At 55.2% G+C, this 15,341-nt stretch carries 15 protein-coding genes; 9 read left to right on the forward strand and 6 right to left on the reverse strand.

Translation table 11 applies throughout. From position 1 onward, the window contains the following. Positions 1-78: 78 nt before the first annotated feature. Positions 79-1,644 (forward strand): alkyl hydroperoxide reductase subunit F, encoded by a 1,566-nt coding sequence (gene ahpF / locus CDH47_RS00130; RefSeq protein WP_100637815.1) that lies wholly within the window; start codon positions 79-81, stop codon positions 1,642-1,644. 103 nt (positions 1,645-1,747) lie between these two features. On the opposite strand, the gene CDH47_RS00135 is transcribed toward ahpF, so the two are convergent. Both CDH47_RS00135 and CDH47_RS00140 read right to left on the reverse strand, forming a co-directional pair. Beyond that, complete coding sequence (locus CDH47_RS00135; RefSeq protein ID WP_100637816.1) at positions 1,748-2,416, reverse strand: transglutaminase-like domain-containing protein; 669 nt, start codon at positions 2,414-2,416, stop codon at positions 1,748-1,750. 135 nt (positions 2,417-2,551) lie between these two features. Further along, positions 2,552-3,283: a TrmH family RNA methyltransferase gene (locus tag CDH47_RS00140; RefSeq protein WP_100637817.1), complete on the reverse strand. Its 732-nt coding sequence runs from the start codon at positions 3,281-3,283 to the stop codon at positions 2,552-2,554. Between the two features lie 158 nt (positions 3,284-3,441). Between CDH47_RS00140 and rlmE the strand changes: the two genes are divergently transcribed. From rlmE to CDH47_RS00165, 5 genes are all read left to right on the forward strand, one after another. Next, positions 3,442-4,062, forward strand: coding sequence for a 23S rRNA (uridine(2552)-2'-O)-methyltransferase RlmE (gene rlmE, locus CDH47_RS00145; protein WP_100637818.1), 621 nt, complete (start codon positions 3,442-3,444; stop codon positions 4,060-4,062). 83 nt (positions 4,063-4,145) lie between these two features. Next, the gene (locus tag CDH47_RS00150) at positions 4,146-4,436 is read left to right on the forward strand and encodes an encapsulin-associated ferritin-like protein (RefSeq protein WP_100637819.1); all 291 of its coding nucleotides are present in this window, start codon (positions 4,146-4,148) and stop codon (positions 4,434-4,436) included. A 15-nt stretch (positions 4,437-4,451) separates the two neighbouring features. Further along, the gene (locus tag CDH47_RS00155; protein ID WP_100637820.1) at positions 4,452-5,180 is read left to right on the forward strand and encodes an SGNH/GDSL hydrolase family protein; all 729 of its coding nucleotides are present in this window, start codon (positions 4,452-4,454) and stop codon (positions 5,178-5,180) included. Between the two features lie 192 nt (positions 5,181-5,372). Further along, positions 5,373-6,677, forward strand: a complete 1,305-nt coding sequence (locus tag CDH47_RS00160; protein ID WP_100637821.1) for a hypothetical protein — start codon at positions 5,373-5,375, stop codon at positions 6,675-6,677. 250 nt (positions 6,678-6,927) lie between these two features. Beyond that, positions 6,928-8,247: a DEAD/DEAH box helicase gene (locus CDH47_RS00165; RefSeq protein WP_100637822.1), complete on the forward strand. Its 1,320-nt coding sequence runs from the start codon at positions 6,928-6,930 to the stop codon at positions 8,245-8,247. A 105-nt stretch (positions 8,248-8,352) separates the two neighbouring features. Here CDH47_RS00165 and CDH47_RS00170 read toward each other — a convergent pair whose 3' ends face one another. Both CDH47_RS00170 and CDH47_RS00175 read right to left on the reverse strand, forming a co-directional pair. Beyond that, complete coding sequence (locus tag CDH47_RS00170) at positions 8,353-9,012, reverse strand: OmpW/AlkL family protein (RefSeq protein ID WP_100637823.1); 660 nt, start codon at positions 9,010-9,012, stop codon at positions 8,353-8,355. A gap of 159 nt (positions 9,013-9,171) precedes the next feature. Next, positions 9,172-9,642 (reverse strand): winged helix-turn-helix transcriptional regulator, encoded by a 471-nt coding sequence (locus CDH47_RS00175; RefSeq protein ID WP_100637824.1) that lies wholly within the window; start codon positions 9,640-9,642, stop codon positions 9,172-9,174. 149 nt (positions 9,643-9,791) lie between these two features. Here CDH47_RS00175 and CDH47_RS00180 point away from each other — a divergent pair, with 149 nt between their 5' ends. Beyond that, positions 9,792-10,904 (forward strand): NADH:flavin oxidoreductase, encoded by a 1,113-nt coding sequence (locus CDH47_RS00180; protein WP_100637825.1) that lies wholly within the window; start codon positions 9,792-9,794, stop codon positions 10,902-10,904. 63 nt (positions 10,905-10,967) lie between these two features. Here CDH47_RS00180 and pntB read toward each other — a convergent pair whose 3' ends face one another. Then, a complete protein-coding gene (pntB, locus tag CDH47_RS00185; protein WP_100637826.1) occupies positions 10,968-12,365 on the reverse strand; it encodes a Re/Si-specific NAD(P)(+) transhydrogenase subunit beta in 1,398 nt (465 codons plus the stop codon). 12 nt (positions 12,366-12,377) lie between these two features. Next, entirely contained in the window at positions 12,378-13,955 is a 1,578-nt protein-coding gene (locus CDH47_RS00190; RefSeq protein ID WP_100637827.1) for a Re/Si-specific NAD(P)(+) transhydrogenase subunit alpha, read from the reverse strand. A 157-nt stretch (positions 13,956-14,112) separates the two neighbouring features. On the opposite strand from CDH47_RS00190, the gene CDH47_RS00195 reads away from it, so the two are divergent. Then, entirely contained in the window at positions 14,113-14,751 is a 639-nt protein-coding gene (locus tag CDH47_RS00195) for a MarC family protein (RefSeq protein ID WP_100637828.1), read from the forward strand. A gap of 9 nt (positions 14,752-14,760) precedes the next feature. Continuing rightward, a complete protein-coding gene (locus tag CDH47_RS00200; protein ID WP_100637829.1) occupies positions 14,761-15,324 on the forward strand; it encodes a gamma-glutamylcyclotransferase in 564 nt (187 codons plus the stop codon). The last annotated feature ends 17 nt before the right edge of the window (positions 15,325-15,341 follow it).

Below are 15,341 nucleotides of genomic sequence, written 5' to 3' on the forward strand. Positions count from 1 at the left end.
GATATACCCCAAACAAAGATCATGTCGGGTTTGAGACTCGAGCGATCAGTTTAAAGAGTTCAAAAGGAGAATTCCTATATGTTGGATGCAAATATCAAACAGCAGCTTCAGGCTTACATGGAAAAACTGCAGCAGCCGATTGAGCTGGTCGCAGCCTATGACGATGGCGCTAAATCCCGGGAATTGCGTGAGCTACTGGAAGAAATCGCGACCATGTCTGACAAGATCAGCCTGCGCACAGAAGAATCCAATGATGTGCGTCGCCCGTCTTTTGCCATTAACCGGGTAGGTAGCGACATCGGTGTCAGTTTTGCTGGTATCCCCATGGGGCATGAGTTCAGCTCGCTGGTTCTGGCGCTGTTGCAGGTGGGTGGTCACCCCTCGAAAGCTGCTCAGGATTTGATCGAACAGATTCAGCAGCTGGAAGGCAGCTTTGAGTTTGAAACCTACTTCTCACTGTCGTGCCAGAACTGTCCGGATGTGGTTCAGGCTCTGAACCTGATGAGCGTGCTGAATCCGAACATTCGCCACACCTCTATTGATGGAGCACTGTTCCAGGACGAAGTAGAAAAGCGCGAAATTATGTCTGTGCCCAGCGTATTCCTGAATGGCGAGTCCTGGGGCCAGGGGCGTATGACTCTGGAAGAGATTGTCGCCAAGTTGGACACCAAATCTGACGAGAAAGAAGCCGAGAAAATTAATCAGAAAGACGCCTTTGATGTACTGGTAATTGGTGGTGGCCCGGCCGGTTCTGCTGCTGCGATTTATGCGGCTCGTAAAGGTATTTCAACGGGGATTGCCGCCGAGCGCTTTGGTGGTCAGGTGGCAGACACCATGAGTATCGAGAACCTTATTTCTGTGCCCTATACCGAAGGCCCGAAACTGGTTGCCGCCATGGAGACGCACGTTAAGGACTACGACGTGGATATCATGAACATGCAGGTGGCAGAGAAGTTGATTCCTGCGGCCAAACGCGGCGAGCTCCATGAGGTTCGTCTGGCCAATGGTGCATCGCTTAAGGCTCGCACTGTGGTGCTGTCTACCGGTGCTCGCTGGCGCCAGTTGGGTGTTCCGGGAGAAGACGAATACCGCAACAAGGGCGTGGCCTACTGCCCACACTGTGATGGCCCGTTGTTTAAAGGCAAGCATGTTGCGGTTATAGGTGGCGGTAACTCCGGTGTAGAAGCCGCTATCGACCTGGCCGGTATTGTTGGCCATGTCACACTGATTGAGTTTGGCGATGAAATGCGTGCCGACGAAGTGTTGCAGAAGAAGCTACGCAGCCTGAAGAACGTGGACATCATTACCTCTGGCCAGACCACCGAAGTGGTTGGTGAGAATGGCAGGGTAAGTGGCCTGAACTACACAGACCGCAAAACCGGTGAAAATCACCATGTCGCCCTGGAAGGTGTGTTCGTTCAGATTGGTTTGGTGCCCAACACTGAGTGGCTGAAAGGCGATATCGAGTTGAGCCAGCACGGTGAGCTCATCATCAACGACCGCAACGAAACCTCGATTCCGGGTGTGTTTGCGGCGGGGGATGCCACCACAGTGCCTTACAAGCAGATTGTGATCTCCATGGGTGAAGGATCGAAAGCTGCCTTGAGCGCCTTTGACTTCCTGATTCGCAACTCTGTGGAATAAGAGGGAGCGACGGGGTATGCAATAGCTGGGGCCTATGCCTCGGCCACACCCTGAAGTACTCTGAAACGGCATTCGCTTTGATAAGCGAGTGCCGTTTTGTGTTTCAGCGCCCGGAAATATCCTGTTCCAGGCTGCCCTCAATGGCGTCCGGAGCTTCGCCGTTCGGGAACAAATGCCCGTAAGCGGCTTTGATTCCAGACAGAATGAATTCGTGGGGAACGTCGTCGAACACGCCGTGATCGTTCACGTATTCCATGTGGGCTTCTCCCGCTTCGGTATACTCCTGAAAAATGGAGTCAGTAACGCCATCAAACTCTAACGGCTCCACCTTCATCAGCTCACACAATTGCTTGTTAAAAGCAGGCGTGGCCTTTACCCACTTACCGTTCAGGTGCAGCTCAATAAACCCGTGCATGCGGAAAATATCCGAGCGCAGCCATTCAATCAGCTTGGGGCTTGAGAGGTGGTTGCGCACATCGGCCAGGCCCAGGCGGCTGGGAATGCCAATCGAGCGTGCGGCAGCGCCAAACAGCACCGCTTTAGGAATGCAGTAGCTCTCGCCGGTTTTCAAGGCATGGCTGGCGCTGAAGGTTTCCGGTTCTGGCCGGAAAACATAGGGGTTGTAGCCCACACTGTCCCGAACGGCCAGATACAGGGCTTTAGCCTGCTCTACCTTATTATCGGGCACGCCTTCTAGTTGGGTAGCAATCCAGGCCTTCAGCTCGGGCTGGTTATAGTTGAAATACTCTGTGGGCTGGAGGTAGCGTTCCATTGTTGTTGTCTATCCGGTTGGGAACAGGCCTCCGATCATCTCTGATTAGCTTGCTACACGCAATAACCGGAAGCATCACAGTGACTACCCAAATGAACCATCTGCGAGATTTTCCCTGCGCTGGTGAGACGCCGCTTACAAGCCGCGCTTCAACTCATAGGCACACATATTCACCGCAGAGGCCAGGTTGAGGGATTCGATCTCCCCATTGCCCGGGATGGTATAGGGCGTTGCGGCCAGTTGCGTCAGAGCGTCTTGTGGTACCCCTCGGGCTTCATTGCCGAACAGATAGCAATCGTGCTGGCGGAATGCTTGCGACGTGAGTTCTCCACCGTTCAGGTCGAGGCAGGCGATAGAGCTATAGCGGCTGGTCAAGCTTGCCAGCGGCACGTCGGTTTCCAGCGGTAAGTGGAAGATGGCACCCATACTGGCGCGCACAACTTTCGGGTTGAAAGGGTCAACACTGCCGGGGCTTAACAGGCAACGGAAGCCGCCAAACCATGCCAGTGTGCGCATAATCGTCCCGAGGTTGCCTGGGTCCTGTACTTCGTGCAGGTATACCGCTTTTTCACCGGCTGTTGTTTCAGAGGCACTGGATTTTGGCATGGGGACAACGGCCAGAATGCCCTGAGGGGTGCTAGTGTCTGCAAGCCTCGCCATTTGGCGATCGTTAACGAGGTGGGTTCGAAACTGGCTTTGCCAGTGCTCGTAGGCTTCGGTTACATACAGCTCTGCGGATTGCAGTTGCGGTTGGTTGGCGGCTGCTTTTTGCAGCTCCAGAATCAGATGCTCCCCCTCCACAAGGTAATGCCCCAGCGCCTGGCGGTATTTTTTTTGGTGCAGTTTTTTAATGTCATCCAGTTTCATGGAAGGGTCCGCGTTTGGCTGAGAGGGGATGATGAGCAATTGTACGTGCGCTCTATGCGGTTGTCAGGGTTTTGCCGAGGGAAGGCGCGGCACGTACAATGGCGCTTTCCCAAGCCGTATGTTATCAACCTCCATTAAACCGTTTGTGAAGAGTTTCTATGGCACGTTCCAAAAGCAGTGGCCGCTGGCTTGATGAGCACGTTAACGATCCCTTCGTGAAACAGGCGCAGGTAGATGGCTATCGCTCCAGGGCCAGCTACAAGCTGCTTGAAATCAACAAGAAGGACAGGCTGATTCACCCCAACATGGTGGTGATGGATCTGGGCTCTGCTCCTGGAGGCTGGTCGCAGGTAGCGGCCAAGCTGGTAGGCCATAAGGGCAGGGTGCTGGCTTCTGATATTCTGCCAATGGATAACATTGCGGGTGTTGAGTTTGTGCAGGGCGACTTCACCGAAGACTCAGTCTTTGACGCCATTATGGAGGCGCTCGGTGACAGCCCCGTAGATGTGGTGATTTCCGACATGGCCCCGAACATCAGTGGGGTTACTGTGGCTGATCAGGCGTCGTCCATGTATCTGGTGGAGCTGGCACTGGATATGGCCAGCCAGGTGTTAAAGCCCAAAGGCAGTTTTGTGGCCAAGGTGTTTCAGGGTGAAGGCTACGATGAGTATCTGAAAGCCGTAAGAGAAGTCTTCGACAAGGTGGTGGTGCGTAAACCGGATTCTTCCCGCGCCCGCTCTCGCGAGGTTTATATTGTTGGGAAGGGGTTCAAGGGCTAAGCTTTCCTATTGTGGGCTATATTGATATAGCGTGCCAATATGTTGGAAATACCCCACTAATTGAACGATGAAAGGAGCTTCTTATGGCGAACGAAAGCTACCATGAACCGGTCGGCGAACTGAGCGATCAAACCCGCGAGATGCACCGTGCCGTTAGCTCCCTGATGGAGGAGTTTGAGGCAGTAGACTGGTACAACCAGCGAGTGGATGCCTGCAAGGATCCTGAGCTGAAAGCGATTCTTGAACACAATCGCGATGAGGAAAAGGAACACGCTGCCATGGTGCTGGAGTGGATTCGCCGCAAGGACCCAGTGATGGACAAGCACCTGCGGGAGTTCCTGTTTACGGAAGGTCCGATTGGCCACCACGACTGACCGGATGTAAACACTATGTTGTACCCTTTGTCGACGCTTGCGCTGGCACCGGTTTTAATCGGTCAGGGGCGCTACGTGCGCCGGGTAACGCCACGCTTGCCAGAGCCTGAGGGCGAACGCCGGGGCGCCGTTGGCAAAGGGCCGGAACTCCGGCTGCTGATCCTTGGAGATTCTGCCGCCGCTGGTGTGGGCGTAAGCAACCAGCAAGATGCGCTGGCGGGGCAGTTGGTCAGGGAGCTTGCCCGAGATCACCGTGTAACCTGGAATTTGCTGGCGGAAACAGGCCGCACGGCAGCCGATGTTCTGGAGGCAATCAACTCAGCGCCAGACGAACACTACGATGTAGTGCTTGTTTCCGTTGGCGTTAACGATGTTACCGGCCGCACCAGCACGCAGCAGTGGCTTTCGGCCCTGAATGCGTTGTCAGACCGCTTGATAAAAGGCATGGGCGCCACCCGCATTCTCTTTACCGCCATTCCGCCTATGCATGTTTTTCCCGCCTTGCCTCAGCCTTTGCGCTGGTATCTGGGCATGCGGGCGAGGCAGCTGAATGAGTTGATGAAAAACGTCTGCAAAAGCCGGGCTTCCGGGGAAGGCCACCTTGAATATCTTTGCGTATCCTTCCCCCTTGAGCCGGGCTTTATGGCTGCGGATGGCTTCCATCCCGGCCTGGATGCTTACCGGCTATGGGCCGAGCATTCTGCCAGCGCTATTCGCAAACTGGCCCAAACAACCGCACTCTGAGAACTGTCCTGTTCGGGGCATGACAATTATGAGCCGAACCAATCATGCCGCCGCTACCGAGTCGGCGGCTCTGCAACTGCGACCCATGGGATTTAAAGGCATGAGGAGGCTGCGGTATCGCCATAATTGCGGATACCCGAGAGAGACCTGAGCCCCTAGGATCTTCGGCTTTGTCGCTCAGGAAGTGCACCCTTGCAACCAATTCGTTCCGCTCTTGCCTATGTTGCCCTCATAGCCGCCATCCTGGCGCTGTTTCCCGGCATGGCTGGTCTTGGCGCCGGGGCGGTAAGCCTGGCAGTGATTCTGGGGTGGCGGGATATGCGCCGGGTGCCCAGAGCGGTTTTTCTGGTGGCCGGGTTGGCGCTGGTGTTTGCGTTGGGCCGCGACCCCGGCCTGATCGGTACAGCAGCAGGCAACATGAGCCGTCTGGCGGGGCTGATACTGGCGGTGATGCTCTTGTCCTCTGTGCTCAGTCGCACCCGTGATTTGCAGCAGATTTCTGCCAGCCTGTTTGGAGGTAATCCATCAGCTCGATACCTCAGCCTTGCCTTTGGTACCTCGCTCGTTTCCATACCTCTGAACTTTGGCTCTGTGGCTGTTGTAGGCAGTCTGGTCGGTGAGCGTGTTCGCAGCAGCGGCGACTCACCGGCGACTCGTAATGCAACCCGTGCGGTTTTGAGAGGCTTTGGTGTATCGCCTACGTTTTCTCCACTATCGATTTCAGTGGTGCTGACACTCACGCTCTTGCCGGGGCTTGGCAGCCTTGATTTGTTGTTATTCACTGTGCCGTTCTCCGCCGCGCTTGTTCTATGCGGACTGATTTGGCGCGAATCCGAAACCGATCAGCAAATGGAGACACCGGAGAGCAAAGCCGGCCTGGCGCCCTGGTTACGATTTGGCGCCCTCATTCTGGCTATCTGCGCGGGCGTGTTCGTTTTCAGCCAGTGGTATCAGCTCAGTTATGCTCATGCGGTAACGCTCAGTTGTATGGCTGCAGTTCTTGGCGCAAGACTCCTGGCCTGGAGCCGTAAAACGAACCCGCCCCTGGTGAACATGTCCAACGTCAGCAATGAACTGGCGATTGTGGGCGGATCTGCGTTTATTGGTTCGGTAATCAGCGGTGCGGTGCTGGGCCAGATCAGCGGTGATCCGGCTGTGCCTACATGGCTCTGGCCAGTGATTGCAGCCTGCATTCCCTGGATTTTCTTTGCGGCCGGTCTGGCCGGCATTAATCCTATTGTGGTTGGCACCCTCGCCGGCGGGATTCTCGGAGTTATCTGGCCCGACAATGCGCTGATTGGTCTGGGTGTTGGCATGGTAACGGGATGGGGGATTACTGCCTTCGGCACGCCCTTTGCCGCCAACGCACTTATTATGGAGCGCCTGACCGGCTATGCAGCCATGGATGCTTCCTTCCGCTGGAACCTCCGGCTGTCTCTTGTCGGGCTGATTTCTGCCAGTCTGCTTGCCGCAGCTGTCACGGCTCTGAGAGTGTAAAGCTATAATCCCCTATGGCTAATTTACCAAGCCTCTGTTAAGGTTCGTCGCATCCTGCCTCTAGGGATTCCGCAGTTTCGGGCTTTAAGCCTTCTTGTTGCGAACCATCCATACGACCTGTCAGAGGACGTCACCCCGATTACCGGCGCGTGACCGTAGTCGTCTTTTATTCCATGAATCATCATGGTATCTGCCCGCATTCGCCGAGAACGGTGCTCGTGGAGGCAGAACAATCAAGAGTTAATTTTATATGAGTTTTTCTTCACTCGGTCTTTCCGAGCAGCTGGTCCGTGCAACTACCGACCAGGGCTATGAAACCCCATCCCCCATTCAGCTTCAGGCTATTCCTGCTGTACTTTCTGGCAAGGATATAATGGCGGCCGCCCAAACGGGCACGGGAAAAACAGCCGGTTTTACACTGCCATTGCTGCAGCGGTTGGCTGCGAACCCCCGCACAGGTAAAGGCCCCCGCGCGCTGATTCTGGCGCCTACACGGGAGTTGGCGGCGCAGGTTCACGACAGCGTTAACCTGTACAGCAAATACGTTCCCACCAAAGCCGCTGTGGTTTTTGGTGGCGTTAAAATCAATCCGCAGATGATGAAGCTGCGCAAAGGCCTGGACGTACTGGTAGCAACACCGGGGCGCCTGATGGACCTGTACCAGCAAAATGCGGTGCGCTTTAACGAGGTGGAAATCCTCGTGCTGGACGAAGCCGACCGCATGTTGGACATGGGCTTTATTCGCGATATTAAAAAAATTCTCGCGCTGCTGCCAGCCAAACGCCAGAACCTGCTGTTCTCGGCCACCTTCTCCGGTGAGATCCGGACGTTGGCTAAAGGCCTTCTCGACAATCCGGTACAGATCGATGTTGCAGTCAGAAATACCACAGCCGAAAGTGTAAAGCAGTCGGTGTATGCCGTTGATCAGAACCAGAAAACCGCTCTTCTGAGCAAGCTGGTGCGTGATAACAGCTGGGAGCAGGTGCTGGTGTTTACCCGCACCAAACACGGTGCTAACCGCCTGACCCAGAAGCTGGAAAGAGACGGCATCACAGCCGCAGCCATACACGGCAACAAGTCTCAGGGTGCCCGCACCCGTGCGCTGGCGGATTTTAAGCAAGGCGAGGTTCGGGTTCTGGTTGCTACAGATATTGCTGCACGTGGTCTGGATATCAAACAGCTACCGCAGGTGGTTAACTTTGAGCTGCCTAACGTACCGGAAGACTACGTGCACCGCATCGGCCGAACCGGTCGGGCGGGTGAGAGTGGCCATGCGCTGTCATTGGTGAGTGCCGATGAGCTCAAGATGCTGGTTGGCATCGAAAAGCTGATCAAAAAGCAGCTGCCGCGCAAGGAAATGGAAGGTTTCGAGCCCAAGAACCACGTGGCCATGAAGCCCAAGGCAAAAGCGGACCCAAGCCGCGCTCGAAATCGCAGCGGCGGTAACGGACGCCCGGGTGGCAAGCCTCGCAGCTTCGGCGACAAGCCAGGTGGGCGCAGTGGTGGTCGTAGCCAGAATGGCGGTGGTCAGCGCGGACGTTCTTCGGGACAGCGCCAAAGCCAGAGCTAAAGCGCAAAAAGCATCTACCCGTGCGTGGGTGCTTTATAGCAACTTGTATAACCAAAAACGGAGCCTGTGAGGCTCCGTTTTTGGTTATGGATTACAGAGTCGGGATCAGAATTTGTAAGTGAAGCCAACCATGTAGACCATTGGGTCGATTTCGACGTCGAAATCGTCCAGTGTTTCAACTTTGGCTGTGGTGTCGATATCTGCCCACCAAACAGCAGCGTTCAGACCAAAATTCTCGCTGAGCATGTAATCCAAGCCGATCTCAGCGGCAACGCCTACGCTGTCATCCAACTCGATATCCAGGCCAGAGAGCGCGCCTGTGGTTTTTTCTTCAAAGAACGTAGTGTAGTTAACCCCTACCCCAACATATGGCTGCAGGGCGGAACCGCTGTGCATGGGGAAATACTGCAGTGTCAGCGTAGGAGGCAAATGCTTGGTCTCAGCAATCTTGCCAAGGCTTTCAATATCGCCTGCACCACTAATGTTGTGCTTGAATGGGGTAGCCCCCAAGATGCCTACGCCAAGATTGCTGGTAAACATGTAGGTTGCGCGAATACCGAGTTGCGAATTGGCGTCTACTGCAACGCGGGCGTCACTGCCTAAAACGGCAACGCCATTTGCCGTGATCACATCGCTGGAATCATCCGGCGCCACATGCACAACACCGGCACGCAGAATAAAATCACCAGCTTCGAAAGCCTGGGCTGCGGGCGCAACAGCCATAACAGCGGCGGCCATAACACTGAGTTTGAACGTACGGGACATAAACATCTCCTGATAACCTGAATCGTTGATGCGTTCAGATTAAAGATCATGGAGATAGAGAACTTGATATAGCGCAATTATTGCGAGCGGGTGAACCGCGTTACAACGGCAAATTGACGCAACTCAAGAAATGGGCCGGGAACGTATATTTTCTGGTTGTCAGGCAGAGTCTTTTTTGCTGCCGGGGATGCGTGCGTCAGGTACAAAAACGTCGCGTACGGTGATAGGTTCACCCATGGCATTCTGTACCTGTATTGTCTGGACAGGTTGTCCGGTTGCGCGGTCCCGTAAATCCAGTGGCGCTTCATCGGGCGCGGGATTCCACTTGTCGCCCCACTGGCGCAGAGCAATAACAACAGGGAACAGATCCCGACCTTTTTCGGTAAGCCGGTACTCGAAGCGGGAGCCGTGCTCGCCTGCTTCCACTTTTTTCAGCACCTCATTGTCCACGAGTCGGGCAAGGCGGTCGCACAGAATATTCTTGGCAATACCCAACTCCTGCTGAAAATCCACAAAGCGCCGGGTACCGTACATGGCGTGCAGCACAATAAGCAGGGACCACCAATCGCCTACCTGGTTCAGGGCGCGGGCGACGGAGCAATTGGAATCATCAAAACGTTTTCTGGCCATGACAACAAGTGTACATAATAAGGTTGCATCTTAAAACCAGATTAAATAAAGTTGCTTTAAGAGACCAAATTAGTGAGGTAGCTATCTGGCTGCCATGTCACTGCAACCAAAATCCATAGCGAAACCGACGTTTCCAGGAGTAGTTACTGATGACCGTAAATCTGGGCCCCATGTTTCAACCTTTCGATATCCACAATCTCACGCTGCGCAATCGCGTTGCTATGGCGCCAATGACCCGCAACTTCTCGCCCAAAGGCGTGCCCGGTGAAAACGTGGTGGCCTATTACCAGCGCCGTGCCGAGGCGGGTGTTGGCCTTATTATCACCGAAGGTACAACGGTGAATCATCCCGCTGCAAACGGTTACCCCAATGTTCCCCAGTTTCATGGCGATGAAGCGCTTGCGGGCTGGAAAAATGTGGTGGATGCAGTACATGAGGCGGGTGGTGCTATCTTCCCGCAGCTTTGGCACGTGGGTGCGGTGCGTAAGGAAGGCACAGATCCGGATCCGACAGTGCCAGGTTATAGCCCGTCTGGCTTGTTTGCGCCGGGCAAGCCAAACGGCAAGGCAATGAGTAAAGAAGATATTGACGATGTGATCGCCGCCTTTGCTGATGCCGCACAGGATGCCAAAGCACTGGGGTTTGACGGCGTTGAGATTCACGGCGCTCACGGCTACTTGCTTGACCAGTTTCTGTGGGAAGGCACCAACCAGCGGGATGATGAGTACGGCGGCAGCATGGAAAATCGCCTGCGCTTTGTGGTGGAAATTGTAGAAGCCGTTCGCCACCGTGTAGGCCCGGAATTCCCCATCATGCTGCGTTTCTCTCAGTGGAAACAGCAGGATTACGAAGCGAAGCTGGTGAGCAGCCCGGAAGAGCTGGAGCAGTTCCTGAAACCACTGGTTGAAGCCGGTGTGGATATCTTCCACGCATCAACCCGCCGTTTCTGGGAGCCGGAATTTGAAGGCTCCAGCCTCAACCTGGCAGGTTGGACGCAGAAGCTGTCTGGTAAGCCCACCATGTCGGTTGGCAGCGTTGGCCTGACGGAAGATTTCATCAGTGGCACCATGGCCAGTAAGCAAGAGTCAGTTGAGCAGTCTGGCATTGATGAGCTGGTAGAGCGCATGAATAACCATGAATTCGAACTGATTGCTGTGGGCCGCGCACTGCTGCAGGACCCTGAATGGCTGACCAAAGTGCAGGAAGGGCGGCTTGGCGAAGTGGACGATTTCGCCCGCAAATCCCTTACCAAACTGTACTGAGTTTATTGCAGGTGAATTGGTATCCGGGTGCCCCGGATACCGCATCTATCAAGCTTATTCAGTTTAGTCCCTCAGCCCGTTAACCAGCTTATCGATGCTGTCTTTGGCATCCCCAAACAGCATACGGGCGTTGTCTTTGAAGAACAGCGGGTTTTCCACCCCGGAATAACCCGTTGCCATACCTCGTTTTAAAATCACCACCTGCCGTGCCTTCCAAACCTCCAGCACTGGCATGCCGGCAATGGGGCTGCCCGGGTCTTCTGCGGCAGCCGGGTTTACCGTATCGTTGGCGCCGATCACCAGCACTACATCCGTTGTCGGGAAATCGGCGTTGATTTCGTCCATCTCCAGCACAATGTCATAGGGCACATGAGCTTCTGCCAGCAGTACGTTCATGTGGCCGGGCAGGCGACCAGCGACCGGGTGAATACCAAAGCGTACATTTACCCCACGTTCCCTCAGCATCTTGGTCATATCGCTGACCCCGCTCTGAGCTTGCGCCACCGCCATGCCGTAACCCGGGACGATAATGACTGAATCGGCGTTGCGCATTTCCTCGCACACCTCATCTGCACTGATCTCTACCGCCACCTGATCCTCAGAGCCCGCTGTGGCAGAACTGCTGCTGGTCTGGCCAAAGCCGCCGAGGATCACGCTGATGAACGAACGGTTCATGGCCTTGCACATGATGTAACTGAGTATGGCACCGCTGCTTCCTACCAGTGCGCCGGTCACAATCAGCAGGTCGTTGCCCAGCATGAAGCCAATAGAAGCCGCAGCCCAGCCGGAGTAGCTGTTAAGCATGGACACCACCACCGGCATGTCGGCACCGCCAATGGCCATGATCAGGTGTATACCCAAAACAGAGGCAATGACGGTCATCAGAATCAGGGCGAGTATGCCCAGTGCCATGCTTTCGGTGCCCAGGAACCAGGCTCCCAGCAGCACAGAGACGGCAATCGCCGCCAGATTCATCAAGTGCCGACCGGGCAGAGTCAGGGCTTTGCTGTCGATGCGGCCATCCAGCTTGCCGCAGGCCACCAGCGAGCCGGTGAAGGTAACTGCACCGATAAAGATGCCCACAAACACTTCCACCAGTTTGATGGTGTGCTCGGCACCCGTGCTGTGAATCAGCGGATCTATATAACCGGTAAAGCCTACCAATACTGCCGCCAGGCCGACAAAACTGTGCAGCAATGCCACCAGTTGTGGCATCTGGGTCATTTCTACCTTGTTGGCGATCATAATGCCGATACTGGCACCCACCAGTACCGCAATCACAATGGCGGCGAGCCCGCTGTCGCTGACACTGGCCATGGTGGCCACTAATGCAATGAGAATGCCGGCAACCCCGTAAAGATTGCCGCGGCGGGCGGATTCCTGATGGCTCAGGCCACCCAGGCTGAGAATAAACAATACGCTGGCGACCACGTAGGCCACACTAACGAGTCCTGTACTCATGGTGGTGACCCCTTATTTGCGGAACATGTTTAGCATGCGATGGGTGACCCGGAAGCCGCCCCCTACGTTGATGCTGGCAATCAGCACCGCCACAAACGCCATAATTCCGACAGCGACGTTATTCGCCTGAGCCAGATGCAGTATGGCGCCAATCACGATAATGCCGCTGATGGCGTTGGTAACGCTCATCAGGGGCGTATGCAGGGAAGCGGTCACGTTCCACACCACCTGCCAGCCAATAAAGCAGGCCAGCACAAACACCGTGAAGTGGCGCAGGAAGCTCTCCGGCGCATAAGCACCCACGCCATAGAGTGCCGCAAGGGTGACAATTAACACGGCACCTTTGCCAATCAGGCTGCGGCGTTGGGATTCCTTGTGCGCGGCAGCCTTCTGTTCTGCTGAGGGCTCTTCTGTGCCCGGTGCAGGTTTGGGGCTGGTGGGTGTTTGTGGTTGCGGTGGCGGCCAGGTGACGTCCTGGTCGAGCACAACCGTGAGACCACGAATCACGTCGTCATCCATGTTCACCTTTGGCTGGCCGTCTTTTTCCGGGGTCAGTTCAGTCATCAGGTGAAACAGGTTGGTGGCGTAGAGGTCACTGGCAACCTTGGCCATACGGCTGGGCAGATCTGTGTAGCCGATCAGCGTAACGTCGTGTTGTTCGACTATTTTGCCGGGCTCGGTGAGTTCGCAGTTGCCGCCCCGCTCTGACGCCAGATCCACAATCACACTGCCGGGTTTCATGGATTTTACCATGTCTTCTGTGATCAGTTTCGGTGCCGGCTTACCGGGAATCAGAGCGGTGGTGATGATGATATCCACCTCTTTGGCCTGCTCTGCGAACAGCGCCATTTCCGCCTTGATGAATTCGTCGCTCATCTGCTTGGCGTAACCACCGGTACCGCTGCCTTCTTCCTCGCCGAAATCCAGCTGCAGAAATTCCGCGCCCATACTTTCAATCTGCTCTTTCACTTCCAGCCGGGTATCAAACGCCCGGACAATAGCCCCCAGGCTGTTGGCAGCACCCACAGCCGCTAGCCCGGCCACCCCCGCACCAATAACCATTACCTTGGCCGGTGGCACCTTGCCCGCTGCGGTTATCTGGCCTGTGAAAAAGCGTCCGAAGTGATTGGCCGCTTCCACCACCGCACGATACCCGGCGATGTTGGCCATGGCGCTCAGGGCATCCATTTTCTGGGCGCGGCTGATTCGGGGCAAACTGTCGATGGCAAAGGTGGTGATTTTCCGGCCAGCTAACTGGTTCAGCAGGTCGGAGTTCTGGGCCGGCCAGATATAGCTGACAAGAAAGGCACCTTCCTTCATCAGATCGGCTTCATGCTTGCCCAGCGCAGGATTCAGCATAGGGGCGCGAACCTTCAGAATGAAATCCGCCTCGCCCCATAATGACGTTGTGTCTTCGGCAATGGTGGCGCCAACAGCCTCATAGGCTTCATCGCGATAATGCGCTGACTCGCCGGCGCCGGATTCGACCACAACCTCGTATCCCAGGCCGATCAGTTTGTGTACGGAAGGTGGTGTCGCTGCAACCCTTCGCTCGTCTGTAAATATTTCTTTGGGTATGCCGATCCTCATGATGCAAAAGCCCTTTGTTTGAACCGATGAAATGAAGTAAAACTATCTACAGCCTAGTGCAACCTCAGGACTTTGCTTGTCATACGTTCTGTTGCGTACGGCAAAAAACCGGATAAAACGCTATGCTTGGCGTCTTTGCATAGACCGGAATACTTCGATGTTTGAGACGTTTTTCAGCACTTATATCAGCAGCACCATCCGCTTCGTGTTCCTGTTGGCGCCGTTTTTTGCGGTGTCCATGTTCATTGCCCTGACCCGTGGGCTACCCGCTGCTGAAAAGGCCTCAATCATCCGCCGGGCGTGTATTGCCGCATCTGTTATGGGTGTCTTGTTGTTCTTTGGCGGCCCGGTACTGTTCAGTGCTATTGGCATTACCCTGAACTCCTTCCGTATTGGCGCAGGCACCTTGCTGTTCCTCACCGCTATCAGCCTGGTCACCAGCGGCACCCGCAACCACGCCACCGGCCTGCCGGAAGAAGACCGTGACGATGTGGCAGTGGTGCCCTTGGCGGTGCCCATCATGATTGGCCCGGCTACCATCGGTGCTATTCTGGTCTACGGTGCTGAACTCAAGAATGCCCCGGAAGTTGCCGGAGGGCTGTTAGGTCTGCTTTCCGGCCTGTTGATTCTGGGTATTTTGCTGCATTTGTCTGGCTACTTGGAAAAAGCCCTGGGTAAGACCGGCCTTAACATCCTCTCCAAAATCAGCGGTCTGGTACTCTCGGCTATGGCGGCTGAAATTATTCTGACAGGCATCACCGGCTTTATTGCCAGTTCGGGATTAATGGGAGCTTAAGAAAGTACAATGTCTGCAGACACCACAGAGCACAATCGCAACCGGCAGGATTTCTCTGGTATCGACTCCATCTGGTTGTTTGGTTACGGCTCGCTGATTTACAAAGTGGATTTTCCATACTTGGAAAAGCGCCCCGCATCCATTCAGGGCTGGGCGCGCCGGTTCTGGCAGGGTTCTCACGATCATCGCGGTACGCCAGAAGCACCGGGCAGGGTGGTGACCTTGATCGAGAAGCCGGGAGCTACCTGCAAAGGTATGGCGTTCCGGGTATCACCGAAGGTATTTGAGCATTTGGATGTGCGGGAGAAGAATGGCTACCTGCGATTCACCACAACGTTGACGTTCGGTGATGGCAGCCATGGCGAGGGGTTGGTTTACATTGCAACTGAGGACAATGCAGCCTTTCTTGGCGATGCGCCGGACGCGGATATAGCTCGTCAGATTGCTTCTGCGGTTGGGCCTAGCGGTCCCAACTCCGAATATCTGCTTCGGCTCGCTGAATCGTTGCGTGCGCTGGGTGACGAGTGTACTCATACTTTCGCAATTGAGTCCCATCTCAAGAAAGACTCCTGAGCAAGAGCTTTGGCTTC

Origin of the sequence: Marinobacter salexigens (genome assembly GCF_002806945.1) — a bacterium.
In the GTDB taxonomy this organism is placed as follows: Bacteria; Pseudomonadota; Gammaproteobacteria; order Pseudomonadales; family Oleiphilaceae; genus Marinobacter; species Marinobacter salexigens.

Coding starts and splice junctions, on each gene's coding strand:
- pntB (WP_100637826.1), bottom strand. CDS start 12,365: ATGAGTACAGGACTCGTTAGTGTGGCCTACGTGGTCGCCAGCGTATTG.
- ahpF (WP_100637815.1), top strand. CDS start 79: ATGTTGGATGCAAATATCAAACAGCAGCTTCAGGCTTACATGGAAAAA.
- rlmE (WP_100637818.1), top strand. CDS start 3,442: ATGGCACGTTCCAAAAGCAGTGGCCGCTGGCTTGATGAGCACGTTAAC.
- CDH47_RS00190 (WP_100637827.1), bottom strand. CDS start 13,955: ATGAGGATCGGCATACCCAAAGAAATATTTACAGACGAGCGAAGGGTT.
- CDH47_RS00140 (WP_100637817.1), bottom strand. CDS start 3,283: ATGAAACTGGATGACATTAAAAAACTGCACCAAAAAAAATACCGCCAG.
- CDH47_RS00165 (WP_100637822.1), top strand. CDS start 6,928: ATGAGTTTTTCTTCACTCGGTCTTTCCGAGCAGCTGGTCCGTGCAACT.
- CDH47_RS00155 (WP_100637820.1), top strand. CDS start 4,452: ATGTTGTACCCTTTGTCGACGCTTGCGCTGGCACCGGTTTTAATCGGT.
- CDH47_RS00180 (WP_100637825.1), top strand. CDS start 9,792: ATGACCGTAAATCTGGGCCCCATGTTTCAACCTTTCGATATCCACAAT.
- CDH47_RS00200 (WP_100637829.1), top strand. CDS start 14,761: ATGTCTGCAGACACCACAGAGCACAATCGCAACCGGCAGGATTTCTCT.
- CDH47_RS00195 (WP_100637828.1), top strand. CDS start 14,113: ATGTTTGAGACGTTTTTCAGCACTTATATCAGCAGCACCATCCGCTTC.
- CDH47_RS00135 (WP_100637816.1), bottom strand. CDS start 2,416: ATGGAACGCTACCTCCAGCCCACAGAGTATTTCAACTATAACCAGCCC.
- CDH47_RS00170 (WP_100637823.1), bottom strand. CDS start 9,012: ATGTCCCGTACGTTCAAACTCAGTGTTATGGCCGCCGCTGTTATGGCT.
- CDH47_RS00150 (WP_100637819.1), top strand. CDS start 4,146: ATGGCGAACGAAAGCTACCATGAACCGGTCGGCGAACTGAGCGATCAA.
- CDH47_RS00175 (WP_100637824.1), bottom strand. CDS start 9,642: ATGGCCAGAAAACGTTTTGATGATTCCAATTGCTCCGTCGCCCGCGCC.